The sequence below is a fragment of the Rhodococcus sp. H36-A4 genome (assembly GCF_027158005.1).
In the GTDB taxonomy this organism is placed as follows: Bacteria; Actinomycetota; Actinomycetes; order Mycobacteriales; family Mycobacteriaceae; genus Rhodococcoides.
The window spans coordinates 527,960-551,016 of the sequence record NZ_JAPVLQ010000003.1 but is presented as its reverse complement, the minus strand read 5'-3'; the positions used below and the strand labels follow the sequence as shown (position 1 = coordinate 551,016).

The following is a 23,057-nucleotide window of genomic DNA, read 5'->3' as shown; positions in this document are numbered from 1 at the left end:
AAGCCGAGTCGACGTCGGGCATCACCGATCGAGCGGACGCAGGTACGAGTCGACGGCGTAGGCGAACTCGGCGACCAGATCGTCACCCGGGATCCGACCCGACACCATCTCTGCCGACTGCACGGCGGACTGGACCATCAATAGCAACACGGTCGCCATATGGCTCGGCAGGCCATCGCGAATAGACGAGTCCCGTTGTCCACCTTCGATGATGGGCACCAAACCGTCGATGATCAGCGATTGGCTCTTGCCGAGGCGATGCAGGATGTAGGTCGCGAGGATCTCGGGATCGGAACGAAGAATTTTTACGAATAGTGGATGGATACGTATGCCGTCGGCCACCGCCGAGACAGAGGACGTGATCTGCCTCCGGGCAGAGGCAGCGGGATCGAACCTTGGCATCACGGCACCGATCTCGCGGGTCAGCAGGCTGGAGACGACCGCTCGGGTGTCGGACCAACGCCGGTAGACGGTCGGCCTGCTGACTTTTGCCCGACGGGCGATTTCGGCGAGAGTAGTTCGGCGGACCCCGTATTCGAGAATGCACGATCGAGCAGCGTCGAGCACCTGATCTTCGACCGAGGAAATGGCGATGTCATCGGCGGAGATCTCGCCCAGTTCGGTCTGCTGGCTCACTCCTGCACCCCGTTCATGTCCGCGATTCGTAGGCCGATCCAACGCATTCACCGAACAGTGCACCGCTCCCGGGTTGCACACGTCATCGATCTGCAAAATTGTAGTTCATGGCCGGCGGCCGGACCGTCGAGCTACCCAGCTCGTCGCCGCCGATCTAGAGTTTGGTCAAGTCTCGATTTTCCTTGCCGGTCACTGCCTTGAACAACCAGTACAACCCGAAGACGATGGCGCCCGCGACGGCTATCGCGAACAGACCTTTGATCACTGCTCCGAAAACTGCGAATGCAAGCCACACCAGAACGATGATGCCGAGGATTTTCCAGAACATTTCTTTCATCTCCCTTTCACTTGTGTCGATACCGATCCTGACATGCCGGATAGACGAAATCACCGGGTCGGCAACGAGATCAGGGAAAGATGGGTGATGACCCCGACACGGTCCTGTTCAGGAGTGACGGCGCCGGATCTCGGCTAGTTCCTCCAGCGCGAAGGCCCAGCCCTGGAGTTTGTCCGTAGCGGAGGAAAGCTCTGCGCGCCGGGTAGAGACCGCACTCGACGGCATTCCCGTCGGAGAGGTCAGCCGCGCGGCCGCTTCTACGAGTTCCTCGTATTGGTTCACACCGGCTTCGAGTTCCGCGGCAGCCCCGCTGATCGAGCTGGTCAGATGGATGCCGGCTCGTGTGTTGGACTCCGCTGCACGCTCCATCGCGACTATGTCGGTTGCCATGTCCGTCAACGCAGCGGCCGCAGCGTAGGCGACCTCGGTGGTGTCCAGAATGTCCTCGGAGGCGATCGAATCGGACCTCTGCAGAACTCCGATCAACTCGTACAGGCTCCGTTGTGCACCTGCAAGGCGGTTCATCGCCGTGTAGGCCGACGAGTGCCGCGAGGGAAGCATATTCTTCCCCGGCTTGCGGGCCGGAAGTGGCTCAGCCTTCAAATGCTTGTATCGGGTGATGGCAAAAACGGTGGGTACGGCGAGAAGGGCGGCTCCGCCGCCGGCCGCGATCATGGTCCATTCCGGCGCAGACGCCACGGCAAGCCCGGCTGTCGACAGCGCGGAAGCGCCGGTGGCTCCGCCGAACCACGATCCACGACGGCGCGCTCGACGAACTCGCCGAATTTGCTTCTGACGAGGATCGTTCCATTTACTTGCAGCCTCGACGACGGACTCACCGATGCGGCGTGCCGAGTCCGCAGCATCCTTGGCGGCCGAGATCGTGCTGGAAACAGACATGGCCGACCACGTAGGTGGTCGGCCATGGTGTTGTTTCGTCATACTTGCAGATCCAAGTCCTCTACGCGTCAGTGCTGCGCAGGTGGTTCCGGGGTTGCATTCGGTGACTTGGCGATCGACGGCTTGGATGTTCCCGTCGCGTTGCCGGACGGGAGCGCGTCACCTGCCATCGAAGCACGGATCTGCTCCAGACGGCTGTGCCCGGCCATCTGAACCGACGCCTGCTGCACCTCCATCATCCGACCCGACACAGTGTTCTGCGCCAGTTCGGCCGAGCCGAGGGCATCTGCGTAGCGACGTTCGATCTTGTCGCGAACTGCATCGAGGCTCGGGGTATTACCGGGCGCGGACAGCGTGCTGTCCATCGATCGGAGTGACTCGCTGACCTTCTCCTGCATCTTCGCCTGCTCGAGCTGGCTGAGCAATTTTGTACGTTCGGCCACCTTGGCCTGCAGAGCCATCGCATTTTGCTCCACGGCCTTCTTCGCCTGCGATGCGGCCTGCAAAGACTGGTCGTGTAGGACCTTGAGGTCCTCGACACCCTGCTCGGCAGTGACGAGCTGAGCTGCGAATGCCTCGGCAGCATTGGTGTACTGCGTCGCTTTGTCGATGTCGCCTGCAGAGGACGCCTGGTCGGCAAGCGTGACTGCCTGGCGAGCGTTCGCATTCAGCTTCTCGACCTCGTCGAGCTGACGGCTCAGCTTCATCTCCAGCTGACGCTGGTTGCCGATAACCGAGGCCGCCTGCTGGGACAGCGCCTGGTGCTGCCGCTGCGCATCCTCGATTGCCTGCTGAATCTGAACCTTGGGGTCGGCCTTCTCGTCGATCTTGGAATTGAAGAGCGCCATCATGTACTTCCAGGCTTTGACGAAAGGATTAGCCATGGGTTGATCCTGCCTCCATCTTTGGCGCCGCGTTACACGCGTAGTGGGTGAACATGCACGTGTCGAAAAGGATACTGGTTGCGGCTATCCTGCGTCAGGCTGCTGCGAGTGCACGTGCGGGCGCTGGGATGACGACGCGAGTCTCACCCGCAATACGTGGCGACCCGCTACCGCTCTTCTTCGGCCCGTTGTCGGCGGTTGGAAGCCCGGTGCCGTCGGCCGTCGAGGCGGGGCCGGTGGACACGAGCAGCGAGTCACTGACGTCGCTCATCACGTCGGACAACGGAACCGCCAACGCGGTGCAGATGGCGGCCAGCAGTTCGCTCGATGCCTCTTTCCTGCCCCGTTCGACTTCCGACAGATATCCGAGGCTCACGCGCGCGGTGTTCGAGACCTCGCGCAGTGTGCGACTCTGTGCAACGCGAGTGCGCCGCAGACTGTCGCCGAGTGCTTCACGCAATAGCAGCGCCATCTCGCTCCTCCTCGTTCGAATCAATGTCGTTCGAATCAATGTCTCGTTCGTTTTCAGCTACATCGACCATCTTCAGCTACAACGCTGGGTGGGGCCCGATTGGTTCCCGACCCTATACGTCGCCGCGCAGGCTCACCCGTCGAAACAGCTCCGAGATCGCACTACGGACTGTATCGCGTCGGATCGTCCAACGTTCGCCCGACAGTCGGAGTTTCTGCACCTGAGTCCCCTCGGGACCCACGACTGCGACGAAGTCCGTCCCCACCTCGTGTCCGTCCCGACCCGTCGACGCACGGATCGGTCACGACTTCACCCGCCGGCGCAGGCGAATGGCCTGGACCACGTAGTCGAGTCCGGTGTAGACAGTCAAGAACACCGCCAGGCCCATCAGCGCGACGGATACCCCTCGCATCTCGTCGGGCAAGGGCAGGAGATACATTCCGATCGCAAAACTCTGCACCAAAGTCTTGACCTTGCCACCGCGTCCTGCCGGGATCACGCCATGCCGGATCACCGCGAATCTGACTAGTGTGATGCCCACTTCGCGTGCCGCGATCACCACGGTCACCCACCAGGGCAGGTCTCCCAGGATCGACAGTCCGACGAGTGCTGCACCGATCAACGCCTTGTCTGCGATCGGATCCGCAATCTTTCCGAAATCGGTGACCAACCCGTATTTGCGGGCGAGCTGCCCGTCGATCCGGTCGGTGATCGCCGCGACCGCAAATACCACCGTCGCGGCCATTCGCCATCCGCTGTCGTGACCGTCTCCGACGAAGAGCACGGCGAGAAACACCGGAACGAGAGCAATTCGAAGCATCGTCAAAATGTTGGCGATATTGACGATGGGAGCAGGTTCGACGTTCCCGGTGCTCGAGTTGCTGTGTGGCAGATTCGGGCCGGGAGCCAGGGGTTCGCTCATACCGCCGAGTCCCTGATGCCGATACGCCGACAAAGGTGTCCAGATTCATTTCGGACCAGTTCGGTTACGGACACACGAAAAGAATATCCGTTGCAACGTTGACTACTGTTCACCACATGACTTCTGGGCCGAACCGGGCGAGTCGACACCACGTCGACGAAGCAACCGACAACGCACTCCACACGACTTTCGATCGCCGCGAGACCTCCCGTTCCAGCGACGACGTGGTCGTCCGCCGTGCTCGAACGTCCGACATCCCGGAGATCAAGCGACTGATCGACATCTACGCCGGGAAGATCCTGCTCGAAAAAAACCTGGTCACGCTGTACGAAGCGGTTCAGGAGTTCTGGGTCGCCGAGCAAGGTGACAGCGTCATCGGTTGTGGTGCGCTCCACGTCTTGTGGGCAGACCTCGGCGAGGTACGTACGGTCGCGGTGGACCCGGCTGCCAAGGGCCTCGGTGCCGGCCGTCTCATCGTCGACACTTTGATCCGAGTGGCTCGTGACCTGGCACTCCAGAAGCTCTTCGTACTCACCTTCGAGGTGGACTTCTTCACGCGGCACGGATTTCTCGAGATCGAGGGAACACCCGTCACTGCCGAAGTCTACGCCGAAATGTGCAGGTCGTACGACACCGGTGTCGCGGAATTCCTCGACCTGAGTTACGTGAAGCCGAACACCCTCGGCAACACGCGAATGCTGCTCCCCCTCTGAAACAATCCCCTCTGAAACAATCCAGGCTGAAACAAACCAGGGCGAACTCGATTCGCATACTCCGAAAGATGAAACTTCATGGCACTGTTCGCCGTTGTCTACTCCTACTCCCCCAGTACGGCTGCCGGGCGAGACACTCATCGCGCCAACCATCGTGCCTGGCTCGCCGACCTGCTGGAGAAGAAGACCCTCGTCTCCAGCGGCCCTTACACCGATGGCAGCGGCGCTTTGATCATCGTCGACGGAACCGACGTCGACTCGGTGAAGAACTTGTTCGCGCAAGACCCGTTCGCCACCGAAAACTTGATCGAGACGTCTGACGTCACCGAATGGAAACCTGTCATGGGTGCGTTTGCCTAGTCATCGTCGGCAGGCGTCTCGTCCGGGTCGCCACCTCGAATAGACCACAGCAACCCGTCTAGCTCGTCTGGCTTGATCAGAACCTCGCGAGCCTTCGAGCCCTCACTGGGCCCGACGACTCCTCGGTTCTCCATCAGGTCGATCAATCGCCCGGCTTTGGCGAACCCGACGCGCAACTTTCGCTGCAACATCGACGTCGAACCGAACTGGCTGGTCACCACCAGTTCGACGGCCTGGAGCAGGACATCGAGATCATCGCCGATGTCGGGATCGACGTCCTTCTTCTCCGACGCCTTTGCCGCGGTGACTGTCTCGTTGTACTCCGGCTCTGCCTGGTTCTTGGCGAAGTCGACTACTGCCGAGATCTCTTCGTCGGTGATGAAGGCGCCCTGTAGACGAGTCGGTTTACCTGCACCCATCGGCAGGAAGAGTGCATCGCCCATACCGATCAGCTTCTCGGCGCCGGGCTGGTCGAGGATGACTCGGGAGTCGGTGAGCGAGGACGTCGCGAACGCGAGACGTGAGGGCACATTGGTCTTGATCAGACCGGTTACGACGTCGACAGAAGGTCTCTGCGTGGCAAGGACGAGGTGGATTCCTGCCGCGCGGGCCTTCTGGGTGATGCGAACGATGGCATCTTCGACGTCGCGCGGTGCGGTCATCATCAGGTCCGCGAGCTCGTCGACGATCGCGAGAATATATGGATACGGCCGGTAGACACGTTCGCTTCCGAGCGGCGCGGTGATCTCACCGGATCGCACCTTCTTGTTGAAATCGTCGATGTGCCGGACTTTGTTGATCTGCATGTCCTGGTACCGCTGTTCCATCTCCTCGACCAGCCATGCCAATGCAGCCGCCGCTTTCTTCGGCTGCGTGATGATGGGGGTGATCAGGTGCGGAATACCTTCGTACGGTGTCAGCTCGACCATTTTCGGGTCGATCAGGATCATGCGAACCTCGTCCGGCGTCGCGCGTGCGAGTAGTGAGACGAGCATCGAGTTCACGAAGCTGGACTTACCGGATCCGGTGGAACCGGCAACGAGAAGGTGCGGCATCTTGGCCAGGTTGGCGCTTTGGAAGTTTCCTTCGATGTCCTTACCGAGTCCGATCACCAGCGGATGATGATCCTTACGGGTCGATGTCGCGGTGAGCACATCGGCGAGTCGGACCATCTCGCGGTCCGAGTTCGGCACCTCGATGCCGACTGCAGATTTTCCTGGGATCGGCGCAAGTAGGCGCACGTTGTCGGTTGCAACCGCGTACGCGATATTGCGCGCGAGCGCGGTGATCTTCTCGACCTTGACACCGGGTCCGAGTTCGACCTCGTACCGGGTGACGGTGGGTCCACGGGTGAAGCCCGTTACTGCCGCATCGATCTTGAATTGGTCGAGAACCTCGGAGATAGCCTCGATCATCGTGTCGTTGGCCTGGCTACGAGTCTTGGGTGGATCGCCGTCGATCAACAGTGACAGCGGCGGCAGAGTGTAGTCCCCGTCGACGACGCGGTCGACGACGATCTTGTCTTCCTCGGCTTCGGGCTTGGGCTCCGCAGCCTTGACGATCGGCTTGGGCTTGGGGCGAGCAGGAGGTGCGGTAGGCGCCTGTGTTGCAGGCTCCATGACCTCGGTGGGCTCTTCGACCAGGGGCGCTGCTTTTCGTGTACGAGTCTTCTTGACCGGCACATATTCTTCGGTCGGGTAGTTACCGTACGGATCGGCGTTCGGTCCGTCGACGGGGTATCCGTCGGCGTCGAATCCGGAGCTCTCGTGGTCGCCGTAGTCGTCGCTGAAGTCGGCCCCGAAATCTGCTGGGTCGTAGTCTCCGTATTCATCGCCTCGACTGTCCGTGCCGAACAACGATCGAAGACGATCCGGGATGTCGCGCACCGTGGTTCCGGTCAGCAGAAGCACACCGAACAAACCTGCCAGCAGGAGGAGCGGTACAGCGAGCCAGACGGTCAGACCGTCGGCGATCGGGCCTCCCGCGACGTACCCGACGAAACCGCCGCCCTCGGAGCGGCCGGTCGAGTCGGACGGTGAACCTGCAGCCAGATGCCACAGACCCAGAATGGGAAGCGCGAGCAGGATCGACCCGAGAACCAGTCGCGGGCGGATGTCCGGATTCGGTTCCGAGCGCATCAGGATGACCGCGATCGCGACACCGAGTGCCGGCACGATGTATCCGGCTCCACCGATGACGGCGCGGACCGCGATCTCGATTCCGTCCCCTACGGGCCCACCAGCGCTGAACCACACGGCTGCGGCGACGACGACGCACAGAGCGATCAGACCCAGTGCGATCCCGTCGCGTCGGTGGCCGTGGTCGATGTCCTTGGCCTTGCTGACGGTTCGAGTCGTCGCGCCGACGCCTTTGGCCGCCATCGACCACGTCGAGGAAATTCCGCGTCCGACGGCAGAAACCACACCACCGGTGTTCTTCTTGGCCGGTCGACGAGCACCCCCACGAGAACCAGTACCTCCACGCGCCGGTGGCGACTTGCGTGCCGTAGGTGCCGTGCGGGCCGATGGTGCCGTGCGTGGGGCTGTGGGTTTACGTGGTGTGCTCACCGTGCGCCCCCCGGAAGACTTGCGTGATCCCCCCGAAGCCCGCGACGTCGACGAGGTACCGGAGCCGCCGGTACCCGAACTTCGAGTGCTGGTCTTTCCTGCCATACCCCTAGGTTAGTCGCAAGGGCACCTTCGAAACCATCCGCAACACGAGCAACAGGGCTCAAAGGCTCCGATCGAGCGCGTCGAGCGCCTCGACATCGCGAGGATCTCCTTCCTTCTCGAGACGGACAGCGCTCCGACCGAACGCATGCAGCAACAGTTCCGAAGGTGGTCCAATCAGGGTGACCTGACCTCGTGAGCTCTTCTTGACGGTCACGGACCGTCCATCGGTGGTACGCAATTCCACCCCGACCGGAGCTCGGCGATAGGACTTACGCCCGATCAACCCCACGGTCGAGAACAATTTGTCTTCCATCGCTCGCGGCAACGTTCGCGGTGACCACTCGGGCTGCGCGCGACGCAGGTCTTCGTGATGAACGAACATTTCGCCGACGTTGATCAACGGATCGAGGATCTTGAACGGTGACCAGATGGGCGGTCCCGTCCGAATATCCTCGACCAGCTCGCCGAAAGGCTTGGCAGCCACCTGGCTCTGGACCTTCTCGGTGTACCCGGCGAGGAACGGAATCAGAATCCCAGGTGCAGCATCCAACCGACGCTCCCGAACGACGAGGTGCGCGGCCAGATCACGGCCCGTCCACCCACCGCACAATGTCGGTGTGTCCTCCCCCAACTCTTCCAATGTACGTACTAGGGCTGCGCGTTCATCCTGTGCAAGGCTCACATCGAACCACCGTACGTGCGTACGTGCCCCGTGCACAGTCTTCGGCGCGGCGTCCGTAACCTCGGTTCGGTGCCTGTATCGGAAATTCTCGTCATTCTCGTAGCGGGCTTCGGTGCTGGAGCCATCAATGCCGTGGTCGGTTCCGGAACTCTGATCACCTTTCCGACTCTCGTCGCCTTCGGATATCCCCCGCAGATCGCGACGATGTCCAATGCGATCGGCTTGGTCGCGGGTAGCGCCTCCGGCACGTGGGGATATCGACGAGAACTCGCCGGGCAGTGGCACCGGTTGCGTTGGCAGATACCCGCATCGTTCTTCGGTGCGCTGCTCGGCGCGTGGCTGCTGTTACACCTGCCGCCGTCCGTCTTCATTACGGTGGTTCCAGTACTTCTCATCGCCGCCTTGGTTCTCGTAGTTCTCCAGCCCCGCATCCAGGCGTGGGCCAGACGCCGTTCGGAGGCGGCCGGTGAAGCCGCTGACCACGTCAGCCGGGCGAAGCTCATCCTGCTGACCGTCGGGACATTCGTGGTCGGAATCTACGGCGGCTATTTCACTGCAGCGCAGGGGATTCTGTTGATCGGCGTCATGGGGGTACTGCTACCCGAGTCGATACAGCGAATGAACGCGGCCAAGAACTTGCTCTCGCTCATCGTCAACGTCGTCGCGGCGCTCGCTTACACGATCTTCGCGTTCAACGAGATCAGCTGGACTGCAGCAGGTTTGATAGCCGTCGGATCGGTCCTGGGCGGGTCGGTGGGTGCGCGATACGGACGACGTCTCTCACCATGGGCACTGCGGAGCGCAATCGTCGTCCTGGGCCTCATCGGACTGTGGCGGCTGGTCTTGGCCTAGTCTCTTCGCCTATTCCTGGGCCTTTACTCGGAAGTGAAAGCAGACGACTCCGCCCCGCAGCGCTCGTGCTTCTGCGGGGCGGAGTCGGTCCAAGACGAAGAAACTGTCAGTTCACTGCCATGACTGTCGGAACGATCATCGGCTTACGGCGGTACTTGTCTGCAACCCACCGGCCGACTACGCGTCGCACGGCCTGCGCAATGCGATGGGTGTCGGTGACACCGTCGGTCGCAAGGCGCTGCAGTTCGGCCTCCACGAGTTGAACGGTGGCTTTGAGAGCAGTCGGATCGTCGGAGAATCCGCGACCGGACACTTCGGGGGTCGTGACCGCCCGCCCTGTTGTCGAATCGATGGCGACGGTGATGGCGATGAAGCCGCCTTCGCCGAGAACGAGCCGGTCCGACAGTGTGGAATCGCCAACGTCACCCACGGACAAGCCGTCGACGTACACGTGTCCGACCGGGACCTGACCGACGATACGAGCCAAACCATCGACCATGTCGACGACGACGCCGTCTTCGGCGATCACGACACGGTCCTCGGCAACACCGGTGGCCTTCGCGAGTGCTGCGTTCGCACGGAGGTGACGCCACTCGCCGTGCACAGGCATGACGTTCGTGGGACGGACCGCGTTGTACAGGTAGAGCAGTTCACCCGCAGACGCGTGGCCGGACACATGGACCTTCGCGTTCTGCTGGGTCACGACAGTCGCTCCACGCTTGGCCAGACCGTTGACGACAGCGAAGACGGAGTTCTCGTTGCCGGGGATCAACGACGATGCCAGCACGACGAGGTCGTTGGCCTTGACGTTGATCTGCCGGTGTTCGCCGCGAGCCATCCGTGACAATGCCGAGAGCGGCTCACCCTGAGAGCCCGTGGAAATCAACACGAGTCGGTCGTCAGGAAGCGTCGCGGCAGTGTCGACGTTGACCTCCAGGCCTTCGGGCACACGGAGGTAACCCAGATCCTGAGCGATCTGCATATTGCGGACCATCGAACGGCCGACGAAGGCGATTCGACGGTTGTACCGCTCTGCGACATCGATGACCTGCTGGATTCGATGCACGTGACTTGCGAAAGATGCCACGATGACACGCTGCTTGGCCTTGCCGATGACGGTGTCGAGCACACCACCGATCTCGCGCTCGGGTGTGACGAATCCGGGAACCTCAGCGTTGGTGGAGTCCACCAGGAAGAGATCTACACCCTCGTCACCGAGACGTGAGAAGCCTGCGAGGTCGGTCAACCGGCCATCGAGCGGCAACTGGTCGAGCTTGATGTCGCCAGTGTGCAGAACGACGCCGGCATCGGTACGTATCGCGATGGCCAACGCGTCGGGAATCGAGTGGTTGACGGCGAAGTACTCGCACTCGAACGGTCCGTGGCTCGTCTTCTGGCCTTCGACGACCTCGACGAGGTTCGGGCGCAGACGATGCTCACGGCACTTTGCTGCGACGAGAGCAAGCGTGAACTTCGAACCGATGACAGGAACGTCCGGCCGCAGCCGCAGCAGGAAAGGAACGGCACCGATATGGTCCTCGTGGCCGTGGGTGAGAACTACGGCCTCGACGTCGGCCATTCGGTTCTCGATGTGCCGGAAGTCGGGAAGGATCAGGTCGACGCCAGGCTGCTGATCTTCGGGGAAGAGCACGCCGCAGTCGACGATCAGGAGCTTGCCCTGATGCTCGAAGACGGTCATGTTCCGGCCGATTTCACCGATGCCCCCCAGGGCAACGATGCGTAGCCCCTTGGACGGCGCCTTCGGAGGCAATCCGAGGCGTGCTGTCGGGTCGATCGCTTTACGGGTATCGGGGCGTTGGGTCTTCGCCGAGTTCTGCGCCACGGGACGTGACGACTGAGCGGGTCGTTCTGCCGGAGGTCCGGCATTTCGGGTTGCGCGGCCGCGTGATCTGGGTGGTCTACTCATACAAGCACTCCTGCTGCTCGCAGGTCAGCTGCGAGCAATTCGATTTGGTCGATGCTCGGTGGCACCTGGGGAAGTCTGGGTTCGCCGACATCGATTCCGATGAGGCGTAGACCCGCCTTCGCTGCACTGACCCCGCCGAGGCGGGAGACCGAGCGAATGACGGGGATGAGGCTGGCATTGATGGCCTGCGCGCGCGCAATGTCACCAACCATGAATGCGGTGTGCAGTTCGCGGACGCGAGCCGGGACAAGATGGCTGATGACGCTGACGAAACCGGTAGCTCCGACGGACAGCCACGGGAGATTGAGTGGATCGTCTCCCGAAAAGAACTGCAGACCAGTGGACGCTATCAGTTCGGCGCCGGCATTGAGATCGCCCTTCGCATCCTTGACGGCAAGAATTCTGGGATGCTCCGCCAACCGGCGTAGTGTTTCGGTCTCGATCGGGACGACCGAGCGCGGCGGAATGTCATACAACATGACCGGCAGATCGGTTGCGTCGGCAACAGCGGTGAAATGCGCATACAGACCGACCTGCGGTGGACGGGAATAGTACGGCGTCACGACGAGAAGGCCGTGTGCGCCTGCCCGCGCGGCATCACGAGCGAGTTCGACGCTGTGTGCTGTGTCGTTGCTGCCCGCACCGGCAATGATCCGGGCGCGGTGTCCGACAGCTGCGATGACCGCCCGCATCAATTCGAGCTTCTCGTTCTCGGTGGTGGTCGGTGACTCTCCGGTTGTTCCAGCCAGAACCAGGCCGTCGTTTCCCTGTTCCACCAGGTGATGAGCGAGACGCACTCCCGAATCTATGTCCAACTTTCCGTCGGCAGTGAATGGCGTCACCATAGCGGTGAGCACCGTGCCGAACGGTGGCTGGATGGGAGGAGCGGCGTCACCGTATGTCATGGTCAGCAAGGTTACCCGGTGCTACCGGCGGTCCTCACAACTCGGTCACGAATGGGCTGTGCGCCACCTCTGAACCATCGGCCAATGTCGATATCTCGAAATCACCGAATACATCCGGTGCCACTTCCGCCAACTGGCGCAGACATTCCACGGCAAGTCGCCGGATTTCGATGTCGGCATGTTCGGAGGCTCGCATCGAGACGAAGTGACGCCACGCCCGGTAGTTGCCGGTGACAAGCAGGCGTGTCTCGGTCGCGTTCGGCAACACCGACCGGGCGGCCTGACGAGCCTGCTTACCGCGCAACGCCGAGTTGGTGACGCCTTCGAGCTTGTGATCGAGAGCATCCAGAAGTTCGACGTATGCGGCCCGACTGGCGTCGGTAGCTCGTTCGAAGAGCGCCTCCAGATGCGGGTCACCCTCGATCGCGGGGGGAACGATGACTTTGGCGTCGTTCTCGGGGACGAATCGCTGCGACAGCTGCGAGTACGAGAAATGCCGGTGTCGGATCAGCTCGTGGGTGCACGACCGAGAGATGCCGGTGATGTAGAAGCTGACGCTCGCGTGTTCGAGAACCGACAGGTGCCCGACATCGAGAAGGTGCCGCAGATACGACGCATTGGTGGCGGTGCGCGGATTGGGCTTGGACCAACTCTGATAGCAGGCACGACCTGCGAACTCGACAAGGGCCTGCCCGCCATCGGCATCGGTCTCCCACGGGATGTCGGGCGGCCCCGAGAATTCGGTCTTGGCAACCAATTGCACGTTCAGTGACACCGTATTCGGCACCGCAATTCCTCCACTCGAGCTGGCCCGTCCGTCGGTGCAGCCTATCCATGAACACCGTGACACCTTGCATGACGTCAAACATGGCGTCACACTGACGTCATGGAACTGAACAAGCACACCGCCTCGCTGCGCGCCGATCTGCTCGCGGCCGCCGCACTGGGTGACGAACACACGAGACAGACCGCGGAGGCACTCGGCGCAGCTGCCGAAGCGTCGGCCAAACTCATGCTGATGGGCGCGCTGTCGGATTTCGTCGGCGAACTGAACGAGCAACTCGGCGACCGTTCGGTCCACGTCCGCCTGGACGGTGCCGATGTCTTCGGAGAAGTCCGAATGTCCCCCACAGCCGCAGATTCGGCAGCCTCGGAGAAGGACAGCCCTTCCGAGGACTATCCGACCATGGACGAGGTCACCGGCGAAATGCGCCGGGTGACCCTTCGCATGGTCGAACACATGAAGGATCGCGCCGAGGAAGCAGCCTCCACCAATGGGGTGTCGCTCAATTCATGGCTCTCACAAGCAGTCCAAGGCGCATTACGCGATCAAATACGGAAGGATCGCAGCGGCTTCTGACGTCACTTCTTCTCGCGCCACGCACGTTCGAACGGCAACCGCCACGCGTGCGGGGCGACGAGTTGATGAATGGCATTGGGTCCCCACGAGCCAGGTGAATACAGTCGCACCGGCGGCGGATCGGCAAGGAGAGGCGCAGATACCTCCCACAGTCGCTCGATGCCCTCTGCCGTCGTGAACAAGGTGTGGTCTCCATGCATGGCGTCGAGAATCAAGCGCTCGTACGCTTCGAGAACGTCGCCGACCCGTTCGGTGTCCTGAATGGAAAACTGCATGGACAATTTGTCGAGCCGCATCCCTGGGCCCGGCCGTTTGCCGTAGAACGACAGCGACACCTTCGACGCGTCTGCTAGGTCGAACGTCAGGTGGTCCGGCCCCTGCGCGCCGACGCCCGATCCTGCCGGGAACATCGATTTGGGTGGCTCACGGAAAGCTATCGAGATGATCCGTTGTCCTTCGGCCAACCGTTTACCGGTCCGTAGGTAGAACGGAACGCCCGCCCACCGCCAGTTGTCGATTTCGCATTGGAGTGCGACGAAGGTGTCGGTGTCGGAATCGTCAGCCACCCCGGACTCCGACCGATAGCCGGAATATTGTCCGCGCACAACCTTTTTCGGGTCCAAAGGGATCATCGAGCGGAAGACCTTGTTCTTCTCCTCGCCGATCGCTCCGGGTTCGAGGGCGGTCGGTGGCTCCATTGCCATGAACGCGAGAACTTGAAACAGGTGGGTGACCACCATGTCTTTGAAAGCGCCGGTGGATTCGTAGAAGTTCGCGCGACCGTCCAGTCCCAACTTCTCCGGAATATCGATCTGGATGTGGTCGATGAAGTTTCGGTTCCAGATCGGCTCGAACAGGCCGTTGGCGAATCGGAAAGCCAGGATGTTCTGTGCGGGCTCTTTTCCGAGGAAGTGATCTATCCGGAAGATCTGATCTTCCTCGAACGTCTCGTGCAATGTGGCGTTGAGGGCTATCGCACTGTCGAGATCGGTACCGAACGGCTTCTCCATGATGATGCGCGATCGTTCGACCAGATCGGCGGCACCGAGCATTTCAACCACGGCAAGAGCAGCTTTCGGCGGAACACTGAGGTAGTGCAGGCGTCTGGTTCCCGGACCCAACTCCATCTCGGCGTGCGCAACAGCGTCGGCGAGCGCCGCAGGCCCGGCTTTCTGCGATACATAGGTCAGCTTGCGTGCGAACTCGCTCCAATGCTCGTCGGAGACCGTGCGGGTGGAGAATTCGACGACCGATTCCAGGGCCATCTGGCGAAACTCGTCACTTGTCATCTCATCCAACGAAGTTCCGACGACACGTATACGTGGAGCGAGGTCGGACAATGCCAGGTGCATCATCCCAGAAAGAAGTTTGCGGCGAGCCAGGTCGCCTGTTGCTCCGAAGAGCACCACGACCTGTGGGGGCAGTTCACTGTCGGATACGGACACTCGTGAAGTCACACTTGCGATGTTCGCACCATCGAGTACATCCCGCTGCCCGAACAGACGATTGATTACACAGCGCTTGCGAGGGCGGGCGCGAGGTCGCCGCGTTCACCGATCACGATGGCGTCGAGCCCCAGCCAGTCCGCCATTTCACGCAGGGCCTGCGCCAGCGCAACGGCGATGGGACCGGCGGCGCGTTCACCTTCGACGAACGCGCCGAGCACCTGCAGTTCCGAGCGCGCCCGATCACCCTTGAGATCGAGCCGCGCGACCAACTCGTCCCCCATCAGAAACGGGAAGACGTAATAGCCGTGTACCCGCTTGTGTTGTGGGGTGTAGATCTCGATGCGATAGCGAAAATCGAAGATGCGCTCGACGCGCGGACGATAGAAGATCATCGGGTCGAACGGACACAGCAGCGCACTCCCCCGGACGGACCGGGGAATGCGAGCGTCGACATGCAGGTACGCGGGCACGTCCCAACCGCGTACTTCGACGGGTTCGAGGACACCGTCCTCCACCAGTTCGGCGACAGCGGCTTTCGATTGCTTCTGCGAAAGTCTGTAGTAGTCACGAAGATCGGGTTCGCTTGCGATACCGAGCGCCACCGCCGACTTCCTGATCAATTCCCGCACTGCATCGGCCTCGTTCACCGTGCGAGAAAGGATATCGGGCGGGATCACCCGCTCCGTCAGGTCGTAGTGCCGAACGAAACCGGAGCGAGTGGCAACCGAAACAATGCCGGCCGCGAACAATTGCTCGCACACGACCTTGACGTCACTGCGGTCCCACCACGGCCCCTTGCGTCCAGGACGTTCGACCTCGAGCGCACGCTCGATGTCACCGGCACTCGACGGCCCGAGATCTCCGATGACAGCAAGAACATCATCGGCCAGCACCGGGTTCCGTTCCAGAACTTTCGCAGCTCCTCCCCAACGACCATGCTCGTACAACCTTGTGCGCCAACCCATCAGCGGCCAATCCTCGACCGGTATCAGCGCGGCTTCATGACCCCAATACTCGACGAGCTTGCGAGGGCGTCGAACAGTATCGGTCCACGCAGCCCGATCGATCACCGTTCGGTCGTATTTGCCGATTCGACTGAACACCGGCGCGTAGTGGGCGCGCACGAGAACCGACACCGAGTCGATCTGGAGCAACTGCGTCTGTGCAATCGCCTTGTGCACCGCGCGTGCGGACGCCAGCCCCTCTGTCACGGAACGCGCAAACGCCAACCCCTGCGCAGCCAGGGCGGTGCGGCGTGCCATCGATGCACTCATCTCACGCATGACGTCACTGTGCCACGAGGGTCCGACGACTCCTCGCTACGGAGTCCACCCATGGGAGCTGGCGATCTCCTCCATCGTGGACGCCAGCTGAGACAATCCAGGTTCCTCGATCGGAAAGTGACCGCACCCGTCGAGCATTACCAGCGATGTCGGCGCGGCGATCCTGTCAAGAAATCGAATGCTCAATTCCGCCGGGGTCCACGTGTCTTCTGCAGGATGTGTCAATGTCACTTTCGGGCCTTGATACTTCTCGGGGGCCACGTGTTCGAATGACATGAAACTGCTGAGAAATCCGAGCGGTAAGGACACTCCACCGCCGAGTGGATCCGTCGCGCATGCTTGCGACAGCTCTCGATTCGCACTCATGTTGTCGATATCCATCAACCACCGCACGGGCACACGGACGCTGCCGAGCACCGCCGAACCTGCCTTCAGCAATCGGGGGGATATTGGGCCGAGAACACCGAAACGCGCAGCGGCAGATCGAGCATCGGGATCCGATGGATCCAGAAGACAAGTAGCAATGACGTCGGCAACCTGACCGGTTCGAGCAGCAACTTCATACGCCAACATTCCGCCCATGCTTGCGCCGAACAGAACTAGGGGACGCGGATCGCCACGCCGCTCCGCTACTACAAGATCGCACAGCATCTCGACCCAGTCTTCGTATCTCACCGCCCCTCCGTTCGCCACAACTGTCCTGCCGTACAGCGGCATATCAGGAAACAACACATCGGCTCCACGCTTCGCAGCGACTGCCGCGAACGGCCACAGTGCGCCTGAATGCCCACCCGCACCATGAATCGCCAGAACTTTGACAGCCGCTTCACTGCTGCGCGCTCGAGCAATGTGAATTGAGTTGTCACGCCACTGCCAGGTTGTCGAAACCGGTTGGAGGAAATTCCGGTACCCGGCAGGAAGGAACTGTGCATACGCATCTGACGTCATGGGAGCGAGACTAGACGGGCATCACCATCGCTGCCGGAGCCAAGAGGTGAAGAAGATCCCGACTTGGCAAGTGGGCGTGTGACTGTGGACCTTCAAAACATGTCGGTGCGTAGGAATACACTCGCAAGTATGTTCGAATCAGGGGGTTTCGGAGCCGGCACCATCGACGGCAACAGCTGTGTGGCAGGACTGCTCGCAGTTGCCGGCCGAGATCGATATCAAGAGAATGTGTGCCGAGTACGTGTGGTGGAATCGGTCTGCAACGTCGTAGAGATCCGCCTCGCCGATGCCGATGACCGCGGCGGCGATCCCTCCGACGCGTTGCGTGATGCGGTGTGCGAGGCAGCAGGAGCACTACGCATGTCGTGGCGTCAGATCCGTTCGTTCACCGACACCGGCTTCGCATTGGACCGATTGCCTTTGACCGCCATTCGATTCAGTTGCGGAATGCTCGACTGGTCTCACGTCACGGTGATGACCTCGGTTCTCGGTTATGCCAGTGATGAGACGATCAAGGCCATCGAATTCGACGCAGTTGCTGCAGCCGCACGCTTCAACGCACCGTCACTCCGCAAAAAACTGTGGCGGCTGTGGATGACGTACAACCCCGACGAGGCCGCGGTAGCTCGGGCAATGTCCGCTCGCACCGGCAGAGAGGTGTCGGTCCGGCAGGAAGGAGACGGAACAGCGATCTTGCGCGCGCAGTTGACCGACCTCGAAGGTGCCGAAGCCGATGCGCTGATCGAGGAGATCGCCGGGACCGTGTGCAAGTCCGATCCGAGGTCGCTACGGCAACTGCGTGTCGACGGACTGTTGGCCCTCCTACACAGCGAAGAAGTTCTCGAATGCCACTGTCACCGCGGTGAACAGTGCCCGGTATTCGGCAACACCGATGCACCGCCTCCGCGACGTGGTCATCTCGTTCAGATCCTTGTCGATGTGCAAACCGTGTTGGGTCTGACCTCGAGCCCGGCTGTCCTGGCGGATGGGACACCCCTCGACGCCGACCTGGCTCGGCTGGTGGCCAAGGATGCTCAGTGGCAAGCGCTACTGACCGAACTCGTGACCGCCATGACCTCCTCGGGTGTGACTGTTCCACCCAGCGTCACAGCACCACCCAGCGTCACAGCACCATCCAGCGTCACTCCCCCAGATGGTGGGGGTATTCGACTCCCTGATGCTGTGTTGTCGAATTCGCCTGTCGATCAACCCCTCTCGGAGCGCCTGATCGGACGCGGTCGGGTGCGCCGAGGTGGCATTGTCCCCCGCGCCTTTACCCGAACATTAGGCCCTGAACGACCGGAAATCAGCGAATCGGTCCGAGCAAAGTTCTCCGCCGAGCTACTCGCCACCATCGAGAACGACCCAGCACTGGCCGCGGGAATGTTTCCCGATGGACACGGTGGTCTTACTGCCCACCGCCAGGCGCGCTGACGTACAAACCCTCGACCGAGACCGCAGCACGTGTACGGATGAGGCACCGGACATGCACCTTCGAACACTGCGATGTCCCCTCCACGAAGTGCGAACTCGACCACATCGTCCCGTTCGACCACAACAACCCCGAGCGCGGCGGGTGGACTATCGAGACGAACCTGCACCCGGTCTGCACCTGCCACCACCAGGCCAAGACATCGCGTAGCTGGACCGTCGCCCTCCTGCAGGGCTGCGCGATCCTGTGGACGAGCCGCTCCGGACACCGCCGGATCTCCCTCCCGGATCCGGGGGTGCTGGGCTTACCCCGAACCCGCCGACGCGGAAAACGGGGTTCGGAACCCGAGCCCGATCCGGTCACCGTGACCTGGTGGGAAAAGAACCAATCGCCCGGCACGCAACCACCTACGACCAAGGACCTCCGAGACGCCGCGACCGATGTCGCGCGGGCGCGAATCCGAAATCTGCGATGCCGCTTCCGCGAACACAGCGCGGTCGTTCGACTACGCGAACGCGCCGAACCCCCACCGTTCTGAAGACACAGCGGTTCAGCTCATGAGAGTTGCTGCCAGCGTGCCGCCGAGTTCGTAGCATGAATCCTTGGCGTTCTTGTCCGCTGTGGTCAGTTCCAGTGCCGCGGACACATTTTCCAGCGCCCATCCGGTGGCGATCTTCGTTATCGCCGACACTGCGCCGACGGTGTCGTTGTTGCCGTGAACCCACATGCCGTACGGGCGGGAGGCGACTGCGTCGAGACACGGATAGTAGGTGGTGTCGAAAAAATGCTTGAGAGCACCACTCATGTAACCGAAATTGGCCGGTGTTCCGAACAGATAACCGTCGGCGCCCAGGACATCGGAGATGGTCGCGCCCAGCGCGGGAACGCTCCGAACGGTCACACCCTCGATGTCGGGATCCCTAGCACCCGCCAGGACCGCTTCGAGAAGCTCACGCGTCACCGGCGACGGCGTGTGGTGAACGACGAGGAGAGTGGCGGTCATCGGTCGGCGGATTCCTGCCGTTCGAGTTCTACTGCCCGCTTCATCGTCTCGCGGGCTCTGCCTCGGTCGCCTGCGTAGTCGTAGGCTCGCGCCAATCGGTAGGAGTTGCGCCAGTTGTCCGGATCTTTCTCCCACTCACCTTTGATCTGTTGGAAGAGTTCGTCGGCAGCGTCGCGGGCAATCCGACCCGACGGCATAGTCGGCAGATCGGAGACGTCCAGTTCGAGGTTTTCCTCCCGCATCCGGCTGGCCAGATGCTGATGATCGAACCCTGCCTTGAGGGTGGCGCCGACAATCCATACCCCGAGGATGGGCAACAGAATGACGCCTATTCCGAGACCGATGTTGACCGGGCCGCCGGTCTGAATCAGCGACAGTCCGCGACTTCCGAGAAGGTAGAAATAGAAACCCAGAACCAGCACCATGACGCCGATGATGAGCACAACTTTGGTGGCCTTGTTCATCGCAACCTCGCTACAGATCCAAGAAGGGGTCGAGTCCGACCGTCAACCCGGGTCGTCCGGAAATTTCACGCACACCGAGTAGGACCCCCGGAGCGAAGGACGAGCGGTCCATCGAGTCGTGCCGGATGGTGAGCGTCTCCCCCTGCGTTCCCAGCAGAACTTCCTGATGGGCAATCAGTCCAGCGAGCCGAATGGAGTGGACCCGAACGCCGTCTACTTCAGCGCCTCGGGCACCGTCCAACTCCGTGGTCGTGGCATCCGGACTCGGGCCTACGCCGGCCTTCTTCCTCGCATCGGCGATGACCTGGGCCGTGCGGTATGCAGTTCCGGACGGCGCATCGGCTTTGTTCGGGTGATGTAGTTCGATCACCTCGACCGAATCGAAGAATCGTGCGGCCTGCTCGGCGAAGCGCATCGTCAATACGGCACCGATGGCGAAGTTCGGCGCTATCAGGACACCGGTCCGGGGCGAACCCGCCAGCCATGACCGGACGGTGTCGAGGCGTCCCTCGTCGAAGCCGGTAGTTCCGACAACGGCATGAATACCGTTCTCCACGAGGAACTTCAGGTTGTCCATCACCACGTCCGGATGCGTGAAGTCGACGACGACCTCGGTGACTGCGTCGACAAAGTTCGAAATCGGGTCGCCCTGATCGACCGTGGCAACCAATTCGAGCCCGTCTGCTGCCGTGACGGCGTCACAGATGGCTTGCCCCACCTTGCCGCGGGCCCCGAGGACGCCGACTCGAATAGGCGCTTGTGCACTCACGACTGTTTCCACTCTCTTTCGCTGACACTGCTTTCGCTGACACTGCTTTCGCTGACACTGCTTTCGCTGACACTGCTTTCGCTGACACTGACGGCTTCGGCAAGCCTACTGACTTGCGAGGTACCCGTACTACGCCGGTTGGAAATCGGTATCAGCCGGGCAGGCCGCAAATCGGACTCGGTGTCAAGATACTGTCGACCGGTGATTACGGAAAGTGTCGTGCGCGCCCACAACGTCGACCTGGTCAGAGGCGGACGACATCTGCTGCGCGGCGCATCGGTGCAGGTCGAGCAGGGGCAGCACTGGGTGCTGCTAGGTGCCAACGGAGCAGGTAAGAGCACGTTGCTGAGCCTGCTCGGCGCGTTCGTGCACCCAACCAATGGCACCGTGCATGTCCTCGGTCACCAACTGGGCCGTGTCGACATGCGCGAGCTGCGCACCCACATCGGTCATGTCGATCCTCGACTGCGTATCGAAGCTCCTTTGACGCTGTTCGAGACCGTGCTCACCGGGCTCACCAACACCCCCGATCTGATCCCGCGATGGTCGGCCACTTCCGAGCAGAAAGACCGGGCCCGATCGCTCATCGCCTCCCTCGGTATCGAGGATCGCAGCGACTCACCTTGGCGCACACTTTCGCAGGGTGAACGTGGCCGCGCGCTGATCGCGCGGGCACTCCTGTCCAACCCTGCGCTTCTGCTTCTGGACGAACCTGCCACCGGACTCGACCTCGCTGCTCGCGAGCAACTTCTCTCCGCACTCGACAATCTCCGCGCAGAGCACGAATCATTGTCGAGCATCCTCGTGACGCATCATCTGGAGGAGATTCCAAAGTCCACGACGCATGCCGTGCTCATCCGCGACGGCCACATCATGGTCGACGGCCTCGTCGAAGACGTACTCACGACCGAGAACATCAGCGCATGCTTCGACCATCCCATCGAAATCGGACGCAGCAACGGCCGCTGGGTTGCTACTGCTCGTCGAACGTGATGACCTGACGGATGGCTCTGCCGTCGGCGAGTTCGTCCATGCCGTAATTGATGTCCTCGAGCCGGATTCGCGAGGAGATCAGCTTCTCGACCGGTAGCCTGCCCTCGCGGTAGAGCTGCGCATACTTCGGAATGTCACGCTCGGGCACTGCAGAACCGAGATAGCTGCCGATGATCGTGCGCGCTTCGGCGACGAGTCCGAGAGGCGATATCGAGGACCTGGCGTCGGGAGCGGGAAGGCCGACGGTGACGGTCCTACCGCCTGGTGCCGTCGCTGCGACGGCCGCTTCGAAGGCGCGCGCGTTTCCTGCAGCCTCGATCACGATGTCTGCTTTGATACCCAGCTCATGAAGCTCGGCAGGCGAATACGTCCGATTCGCACCGAGTTCGCGAGCGGTTGCCAGCTTCTCAGCCACTGCATCGACGCCGATGACCTCACCGGCGCCCACCGATACAGCCGTCAGTACAGCGGCCATTCCGACGCCACCGAGACCGACCACCATGATGGACTGGCCGGGCCTGGGCGCACCGGCGTTGAGAACTGCGCCACCACCGGTCAATACTGCACAACCGAGCACCGCCGCGACGTCGGCCGGAATATCGTCGTCGACGGCTACGACCGATTTGCGGCTCACTACCGCGTGTGTCGCAAATCCGGAGACCCCGAGGTGATGTTTGACTTCCTGGCCCGCGCGCGCCAATTTTCCACCGCCACCGAGTAACTTACCAGCGTTGTTCGCCGCGCTGCCTGGCACACACGGCATCTGCCCGTCGGTCCGGCAACCGGCGCATTCTCCGCATCGAGGTAAGAAGGTCATCACCACGCGGGTGCCTGGTGCGATGTCCTCGACCCCGGACCCGAGCGCCTCGACGCGACCGGCCGCCTCGTGCCCGAGCAACATCGGAACCGGACGTACGCGATTGCCGTCGACCACGGACAGATCGGAATGACACAGGCCGGCCGCCTCGATGCGGACAAGCAATTCGCCCTCGCCGGGCGGGTCGAGATCGAGTTCCGAAATCGTGATCGGCCGAGATTGGGTAAACGGCCGAGACCGTCCGATTTCCTCCAGCACTGCGCCGCGAATCTTCATTT

General features: G+C 61.7%; 26 protein-coding genes. 7 read left to right on the top strand and 19 right to left on the bottom strand.

Translation table 11 applies throughout. The features are described from left to right. Nucleotides 1-21 precede the first annotated feature (21 nt). From O1W68_RS11685 to pgsA, 7 genes are all read right to left on the bottom strand, one after another. Complete coding sequence (locus O1W68_RS11685; protein ID WP_269303653.1) at nucleotides 22-636, bottom strand: TetR/AcrR family transcriptional regulator; 615 nt, start codon at nucleotides 634-636, stop codon at nucleotides 22-24. Between the two features lie 154 nt (nucleotides 637-790). Then, nucleotides 791-964: a hypothetical protein gene (locus tag O1W68_RS11680; RefSeq protein WP_269303651.1), complete on the bottom strand. Its 174-nt coding sequence runs from the start codon at nucleotides 962-964 to the stop codon at nucleotides 791-793. A 117-nt stretch (nucleotides 965-1,081) separates the two neighbouring features. Continuing rightward, complete coding sequence (gene pspM / locus O1W68_RS11675) at nucleotides 1,082-1,873, bottom strand: phage shock envelope stress response protein PspM (protein WP_269303649.1); 792 nt, start codon at nucleotides 1,871-1,873, stop codon at nucleotides 1,082-1,084. A 68-nt stretch (nucleotides 1,874-1,941) separates the two neighbouring features. Continuing rightward, the gene (locus O1W68_RS11670; protein ID WP_269303648.1) at nucleotides 1,942-2,757 is read right to left on the bottom strand and encodes a PspA/IM30 family protein; all 816 of its coding nucleotides are present in this window, start codon (nucleotides 2,755-2,757) and stop codon (nucleotides 1,942-1,944) included. 94 nt (nucleotides 2,758-2,851) lie between these two features. After that, nucleotides 2,852-3,229 (bottom strand): helix-turn-helix domain-containing protein, encoded by a 378-nt coding sequence (locus tag O1W68_RS11665; RefSeq protein WP_269303646.1) that lies wholly within the window; start codon nucleotides 3,227-3,229, stop codon nucleotides 2,852-2,854. A gap of 112 nt (nucleotides 3,230-3,341) precedes the next feature. Continuing rightward, entirely contained in the window at nucleotides 3,342-3,470 is a 129-nt protein-coding gene (locus tag O1W68_RS21615) for a hypothetical protein (protein ID WP_442972346.1), read from the bottom strand. 60 nt (nucleotides 3,471-3,530) lie between these two features. Further along, nucleotides 3,531-4,151, bottom strand: coding sequence for a CDP-diacylglycerol--glycerol-3-phosphate 3-phosphatidyltransferase (gene pgsA, locus O1W68_RS11660; RefSeq protein WP_269303645.1), 621 nt, complete (start codon nucleotides 4,149-4,151; stop codon nucleotides 3,531-3,533). A 224-nt stretch (nucleotides 4,152-4,375) separates the two neighbouring features. On the opposite strand from pgsA, the gene O1W68_RS11655 reads away from it, so the two are divergent. Both O1W68_RS11655 and O1W68_RS11650 read left to right on the top strand, forming a co-directional pair. Further along, entirely contained in the window at nucleotides 4,376-4,864 is a 489-nt protein-coding gene (locus tag O1W68_RS11655) for an amino-acid N-acetyltransferase (RefSeq protein ID WP_269303780.1), read from the top strand. Between the two features lie 78 nt (nucleotides 4,865-4,942). Continuing rightward, a complete protein-coding gene (locus O1W68_RS11650; RefSeq protein ID WP_269303643.1) occupies nucleotides 4,943-5,224 on the top strand; it encodes a YciI family protein in 282 nt (93 codons plus the stop codon). Here the strand turns inward: O1W68_RS11650 and O1W68_RS11645 are convergent. Then, nucleotides 5,221-7,896 carry an FtsK/SpoIIIE family DNA translocase gene (locus O1W68_RS11645; RefSeq protein WP_269303642.1) on the bottom strand — a complete coding sequence of 892 codons (2,676 nt, stop codon included), beginning with the start codon at nucleotides 7,894-7,896 and terminating at the stop codon, nucleotides 5,221-5,223. The genes O1W68_RS11650 and O1W68_RS11645 overlap by 4 nt on opposite strands. Nucleotides 7,897-7,954: 58 nt before the next feature. Further along, on the bottom strand, nucleotides 7,955-8,578 hold the full coding sequence (locus O1W68_RS11640; protein ID WP_269303640.1) for a TIGR03085 family metal-binding protein: 624 nt from the start codon (nucleotides 8,576-8,578) through the stop codon (nucleotides 7,955-7,957). 69 nt (nucleotides 8,579-8,647) lie between these two features. Here O1W68_RS11640 and O1W68_RS11635 point away from each other — a divergent pair, with 69 nt between their 5' ends. Continuing rightward, nucleotides 8,648-9,430: a sulfite exporter TauE/SafE family protein gene (locus tag O1W68_RS11635; protein WP_269303639.1), complete on the top strand. Its 783-nt coding sequence runs from the start codon at nucleotides 8,648-8,650 to the stop codon at nucleotides 9,428-9,430. Nucleotides 9,431-9,536: 106 nt separating this feature from the next. Here O1W68_RS11635 and O1W68_RS11630 read toward each other — a convergent pair whose 3' ends face one another. The 3 genes from O1W68_RS11630 to thyX are packed head-to-tail and all read right to left on the bottom strand — an operon-like array spanning nucleotide 9,537 to nucleotide 13,049. Further along, the gene (locus O1W68_RS11630; protein WP_269303638.1) at nucleotides 9,537-11,357 is read right to left on the bottom strand and encodes a ribonuclease J; all 1,821 of its coding nucleotides are present in this window, start codon (nucleotides 11,355-11,357) and stop codon (nucleotides 9,537-9,539) included. Further along, nucleotides 11,354-12,262, bottom strand: coding sequence for a 4-hydroxy-tetrahydrodipicolinate synthase (dapA, locus tag O1W68_RS11625; RefSeq protein ID WP_088944327.1), 909 nt, complete (start codon nucleotides 12,260-12,262; stop codon nucleotides 11,354-11,356). Before dapA ends, O1W68_RS11630 begins: the two co-directional genes overlap by 4 nt. Nucleotides 12,263-12,296: 34 nt before the next feature. Then, nucleotides 12,297-13,049: an FAD-dependent thymidylate synthase gene (thyX, locus tag O1W68_RS11620; RefSeq protein WP_269303636.1), complete on the bottom strand. Its 753-nt coding sequence runs from the start codon at nucleotides 13,047-13,049 to the stop codon at nucleotides 12,297-12,299. Nucleotides 13,050-13,148: 99 nt separating this feature from the next. On the opposite strand from thyX, the gene O1W68_RS11615 reads away from it, so the two are divergent. Then, nucleotides 13,149-13,622, top strand: a complete 474-nt coding sequence (locus O1W68_RS11615; protein ID WP_269303635.1) for a hypothetical protein — start codon at nucleotides 13,149-13,151, stop codon at nucleotides 13,620-13,622. A gap of 2 nt (nucleotides 13,623-13,624) precedes the next feature. Here the strand turns inward: O1W68_RS11615 and zwf are convergent, their stop codons facing one another. Genes zwf through O1W68_RS11600 form a run of 3 tightly spaced genes read right to left on the bottom strand, consistent with a single transcriptional unit; the run spans nucleotide 13,625 to nucleotide 17,301 of the window. Then, nucleotides 13,625-15,079: a glucose-6-phosphate dehydrogenase gene (gene zwf / locus O1W68_RS11610; protein ID WP_269303633.1), complete on the bottom strand. Its 1,455-nt coding sequence runs from the start codon at nucleotides 15,077-15,079 to the stop codon at nucleotides 13,625-13,627. Between the two features lie 53 nt (nucleotides 15,080-15,132). Further along, a complete protein-coding gene (locus O1W68_RS11605) occupies nucleotides 15,133-16,353 on the bottom strand; it encodes a winged helix-turn-helix domain-containing protein (RefSeq protein WP_269303631.1) in 1,221 nt (406 codons plus the stop codon). 36 nt (nucleotides 16,354-16,389) lie between these two features. Continuing rightward, nucleotides 16,390-17,301, bottom strand: a complete 912-nt coding sequence (locus tag O1W68_RS11600) for an alpha/beta hydrolase (protein ID WP_269303629.1) — start codon at nucleotides 17,299-17,301, stop codon at nucleotides 16,390-16,392. 129 nt (nucleotides 17,302-17,430) lie between these two features. Here O1W68_RS11600 and O1W68_RS11595 point away from each other — a divergent pair, with 129 nt between their 5' ends. Both O1W68_RS11595 and O1W68_RS11590 read left to right on the top strand, forming a co-directional pair. Then, nucleotides 17,431-18,735, top strand: coding sequence for a DUF222 domain-containing protein (locus O1W68_RS11595; RefSeq protein WP_269303627.1), 1,305 nt, complete (start codon nucleotides 17,431-17,433; stop codon nucleotides 18,733-18,735). A gap of 38 nt (nucleotides 18,736-18,773) precedes the next feature. Continuing rightward, nucleotides 18,774-19,271, top strand: a complete 498-nt coding sequence (locus O1W68_RS11590) for an HNH endonuclease signature motif containing protein (protein WP_269303626.1) — start codon at nucleotides 18,774-18,776, stop codon at nucleotides 19,269-19,271. Nucleotides 19,272-19,283: 12 nt separating this feature from the next. Here the strand turns inward: O1W68_RS11590 and O1W68_RS11585 are convergent, their stop codons facing one another. From O1W68_RS11585 to dapB, 3 genes are read right to left on the bottom strand one after another with little or no spacing between them, the layout of a single operon-like run. Beyond that, on the bottom strand, nucleotides 19,284-19,736 hold the full coding sequence (locus tag O1W68_RS11585; protein WP_269303624.1) for a flavodoxin family protein: 453 nt from the start codon (nucleotides 19,734-19,736) through the stop codon (nucleotides 19,284-19,286). After that, nucleotides 19,733-20,200 carry a tetratricopeptide repeat protein gene (locus O1W68_RS11580; RefSeq protein ID WP_084348678.1) on the bottom strand — a complete coding sequence of 156 codons (468 nt, stop codon included), beginning with the start codon at nucleotides 20,198-20,200 and terminating at the stop codon, nucleotides 19,733-19,735. The genes O1W68_RS11585 and O1W68_RS11580 overlap by 4 nt, the downstream gene beginning before the upstream one ends. A gap of 10 nt (nucleotides 20,201-20,210) precedes the next feature. After that, the gene (dapB, locus tag O1W68_RS11575) at nucleotides 20,211-20,969 is read right to left on the bottom strand and encodes a 4-hydroxy-tetrahydrodipicolinate reductase (RefSeq protein WP_269303622.1); all 759 of its coding nucleotides are present in this window, start codon (nucleotides 20,967-20,969) and stop codon (nucleotides 20,211-20,213) included. 201 nt (nucleotides 20,970-21,170) lie between these two features. On the opposite strand from dapB, the gene O1W68_RS11570 reads away from it, so the two are divergent. Then, nucleotides 21,171-21,962 carry an ABC transporter ATP-binding protein gene (locus tag O1W68_RS11570; protein WP_442972332.1) on the top strand — a complete coding sequence of 264 codons (792 nt, stop codon included), beginning with the start codon at nucleotides 21,171-21,173 and terminating at the stop codon, nucleotides 21,960-21,962. Here the strand turns inward: O1W68_RS11570 and O1W68_RS11565 are convergent. After that, nucleotides 21,943-23,055 (bottom strand): zinc-binding dehydrogenase, encoded by a 1,113-nt coding sequence (locus O1W68_RS11565; RefSeq protein ID WP_269303620.1) that lies wholly within the window; start codon nucleotides 23,053-23,055, stop codon nucleotides 21,943-21,945. The genes O1W68_RS11570 and O1W68_RS11565 overlap by 20 nt on opposite strands. Nucleotides 23,056-23,057 lie beyond the last annotated feature (2 nt).

Bases quoted from the DNA above. Each gene is read 5' to 3' on its own strand.
- O1W68_RS11580 (WP_084348678.1), bottom strand. From the start codon at position 20,200: ATGAACAAGGCCACCAAAGTTGTGCTCATCATCGGCGTCATGGTGCTG.
- O1W68_RS11590 (WP_269303626.1), top strand. From the start codon at position 18,774: ATGAGGCACCGGACATGCACCTTCGAACACTGCGATGTCCCCTCCACG.
- O1W68_RS11600 (WP_269303629.1), bottom strand. From the start codon at position 17,301: ATGACGTCAGATGCGTATGCACAGTTCCTTCCTGCCGGGTACCGGAAT.
- O1W68_RS11630 (WP_269303638.1), bottom strand. From the start codon at position 11,357: ATGAGTAGACCACCCAGATCACGCGGCCGCGCAACCCGAAATGCCGGA.
- O1W68_RS11680 (WP_269303651.1), bottom strand. From the start codon at position 964: ATGTTCTGGAAAATCCTCGGCATCATCGTTCTGGTGTGGCTTGCATTC.
- O1W68_RS11650 (WP_269303643.1), top strand. From the start codon at position 4,943: ATGGCACTGTTCGCCGTTGTCTACTCCTACTCCCCCAGTACGGCTGCC.
- O1W68_RS11585 (WP_269303624.1), bottom strand. From the start codon at position 19,736: ATGACCGCCACTCTCCTCGTCGTTCACCACACGCCGTCGCCGGTGACG.
- O1W68_RS11565 (WP_269303620.1), bottom strand. From the start codon at position 23,055: ATGAAGATTCGCGGCGCAGTGCTGGAGGAAATCGGACGGTCTCGGCCG.
- O1W68_RS11605 (WP_269303631.1), bottom strand. From the start codon at position 16,353: ATGCGTGAGATGAGTGCATCGATGGCACGCCGCACCGCCCTGGCTGCG.
- dapA (WP_088944327.1), bottom strand. From the start codon at position 12,262: ATGACATACGGTGACGCCGCTCCTCCCATCCAGCCACCGTTCGGCACG.
- O1W68_RS11615 (WP_269303635.1), top strand. From the start codon at position 13,149: ATGGAACTGAACAAGCACACCGCCTCGCTGCGCGCCGATCTGCTCGCG.
- O1W68_RS11665 (WP_269303646.1), bottom strand. From the start codon at position 3,229: ATGGCGCTGCTATTGCGTGAAGCACTCGGCGACAGTCTGCGGCGCACT.
- O1W68_RS11595 (WP_269303627.1), top strand. From the start codon at position 17,431: ATGTTCGAATCAGGGGGTTTCGGAGCCGGCACCATCGACGGCAACAGC.
- pgsA (WP_269303645.1), bottom strand. From the start codon at position 4,151: ATGAGCGAACCCCTGGCTCCCGGCCCGAATCTGCCACACAGCAACTCG.
- O1W68_RS11670 (WP_269303648.1), bottom strand. From the start codon at position 2,757: ATGGCTAATCCTTTCGTCAAAGCCTGGAAGTACATGATGGCGCTCTTC.
- O1W68_RS11645 (WP_269303642.1), bottom strand. From the start codon at position 7,896: ATGGCAGGAAAGACCAGCACTCGAAGTTCGGGTACCGGCGGCTCCGGT.
- pspM (WP_269303649.1), bottom strand. From the start codon at position 1,873: ATGTCTGTTTCCAGCACGATCTCGGCCGCCAAGGATGCTGCGGACTCG.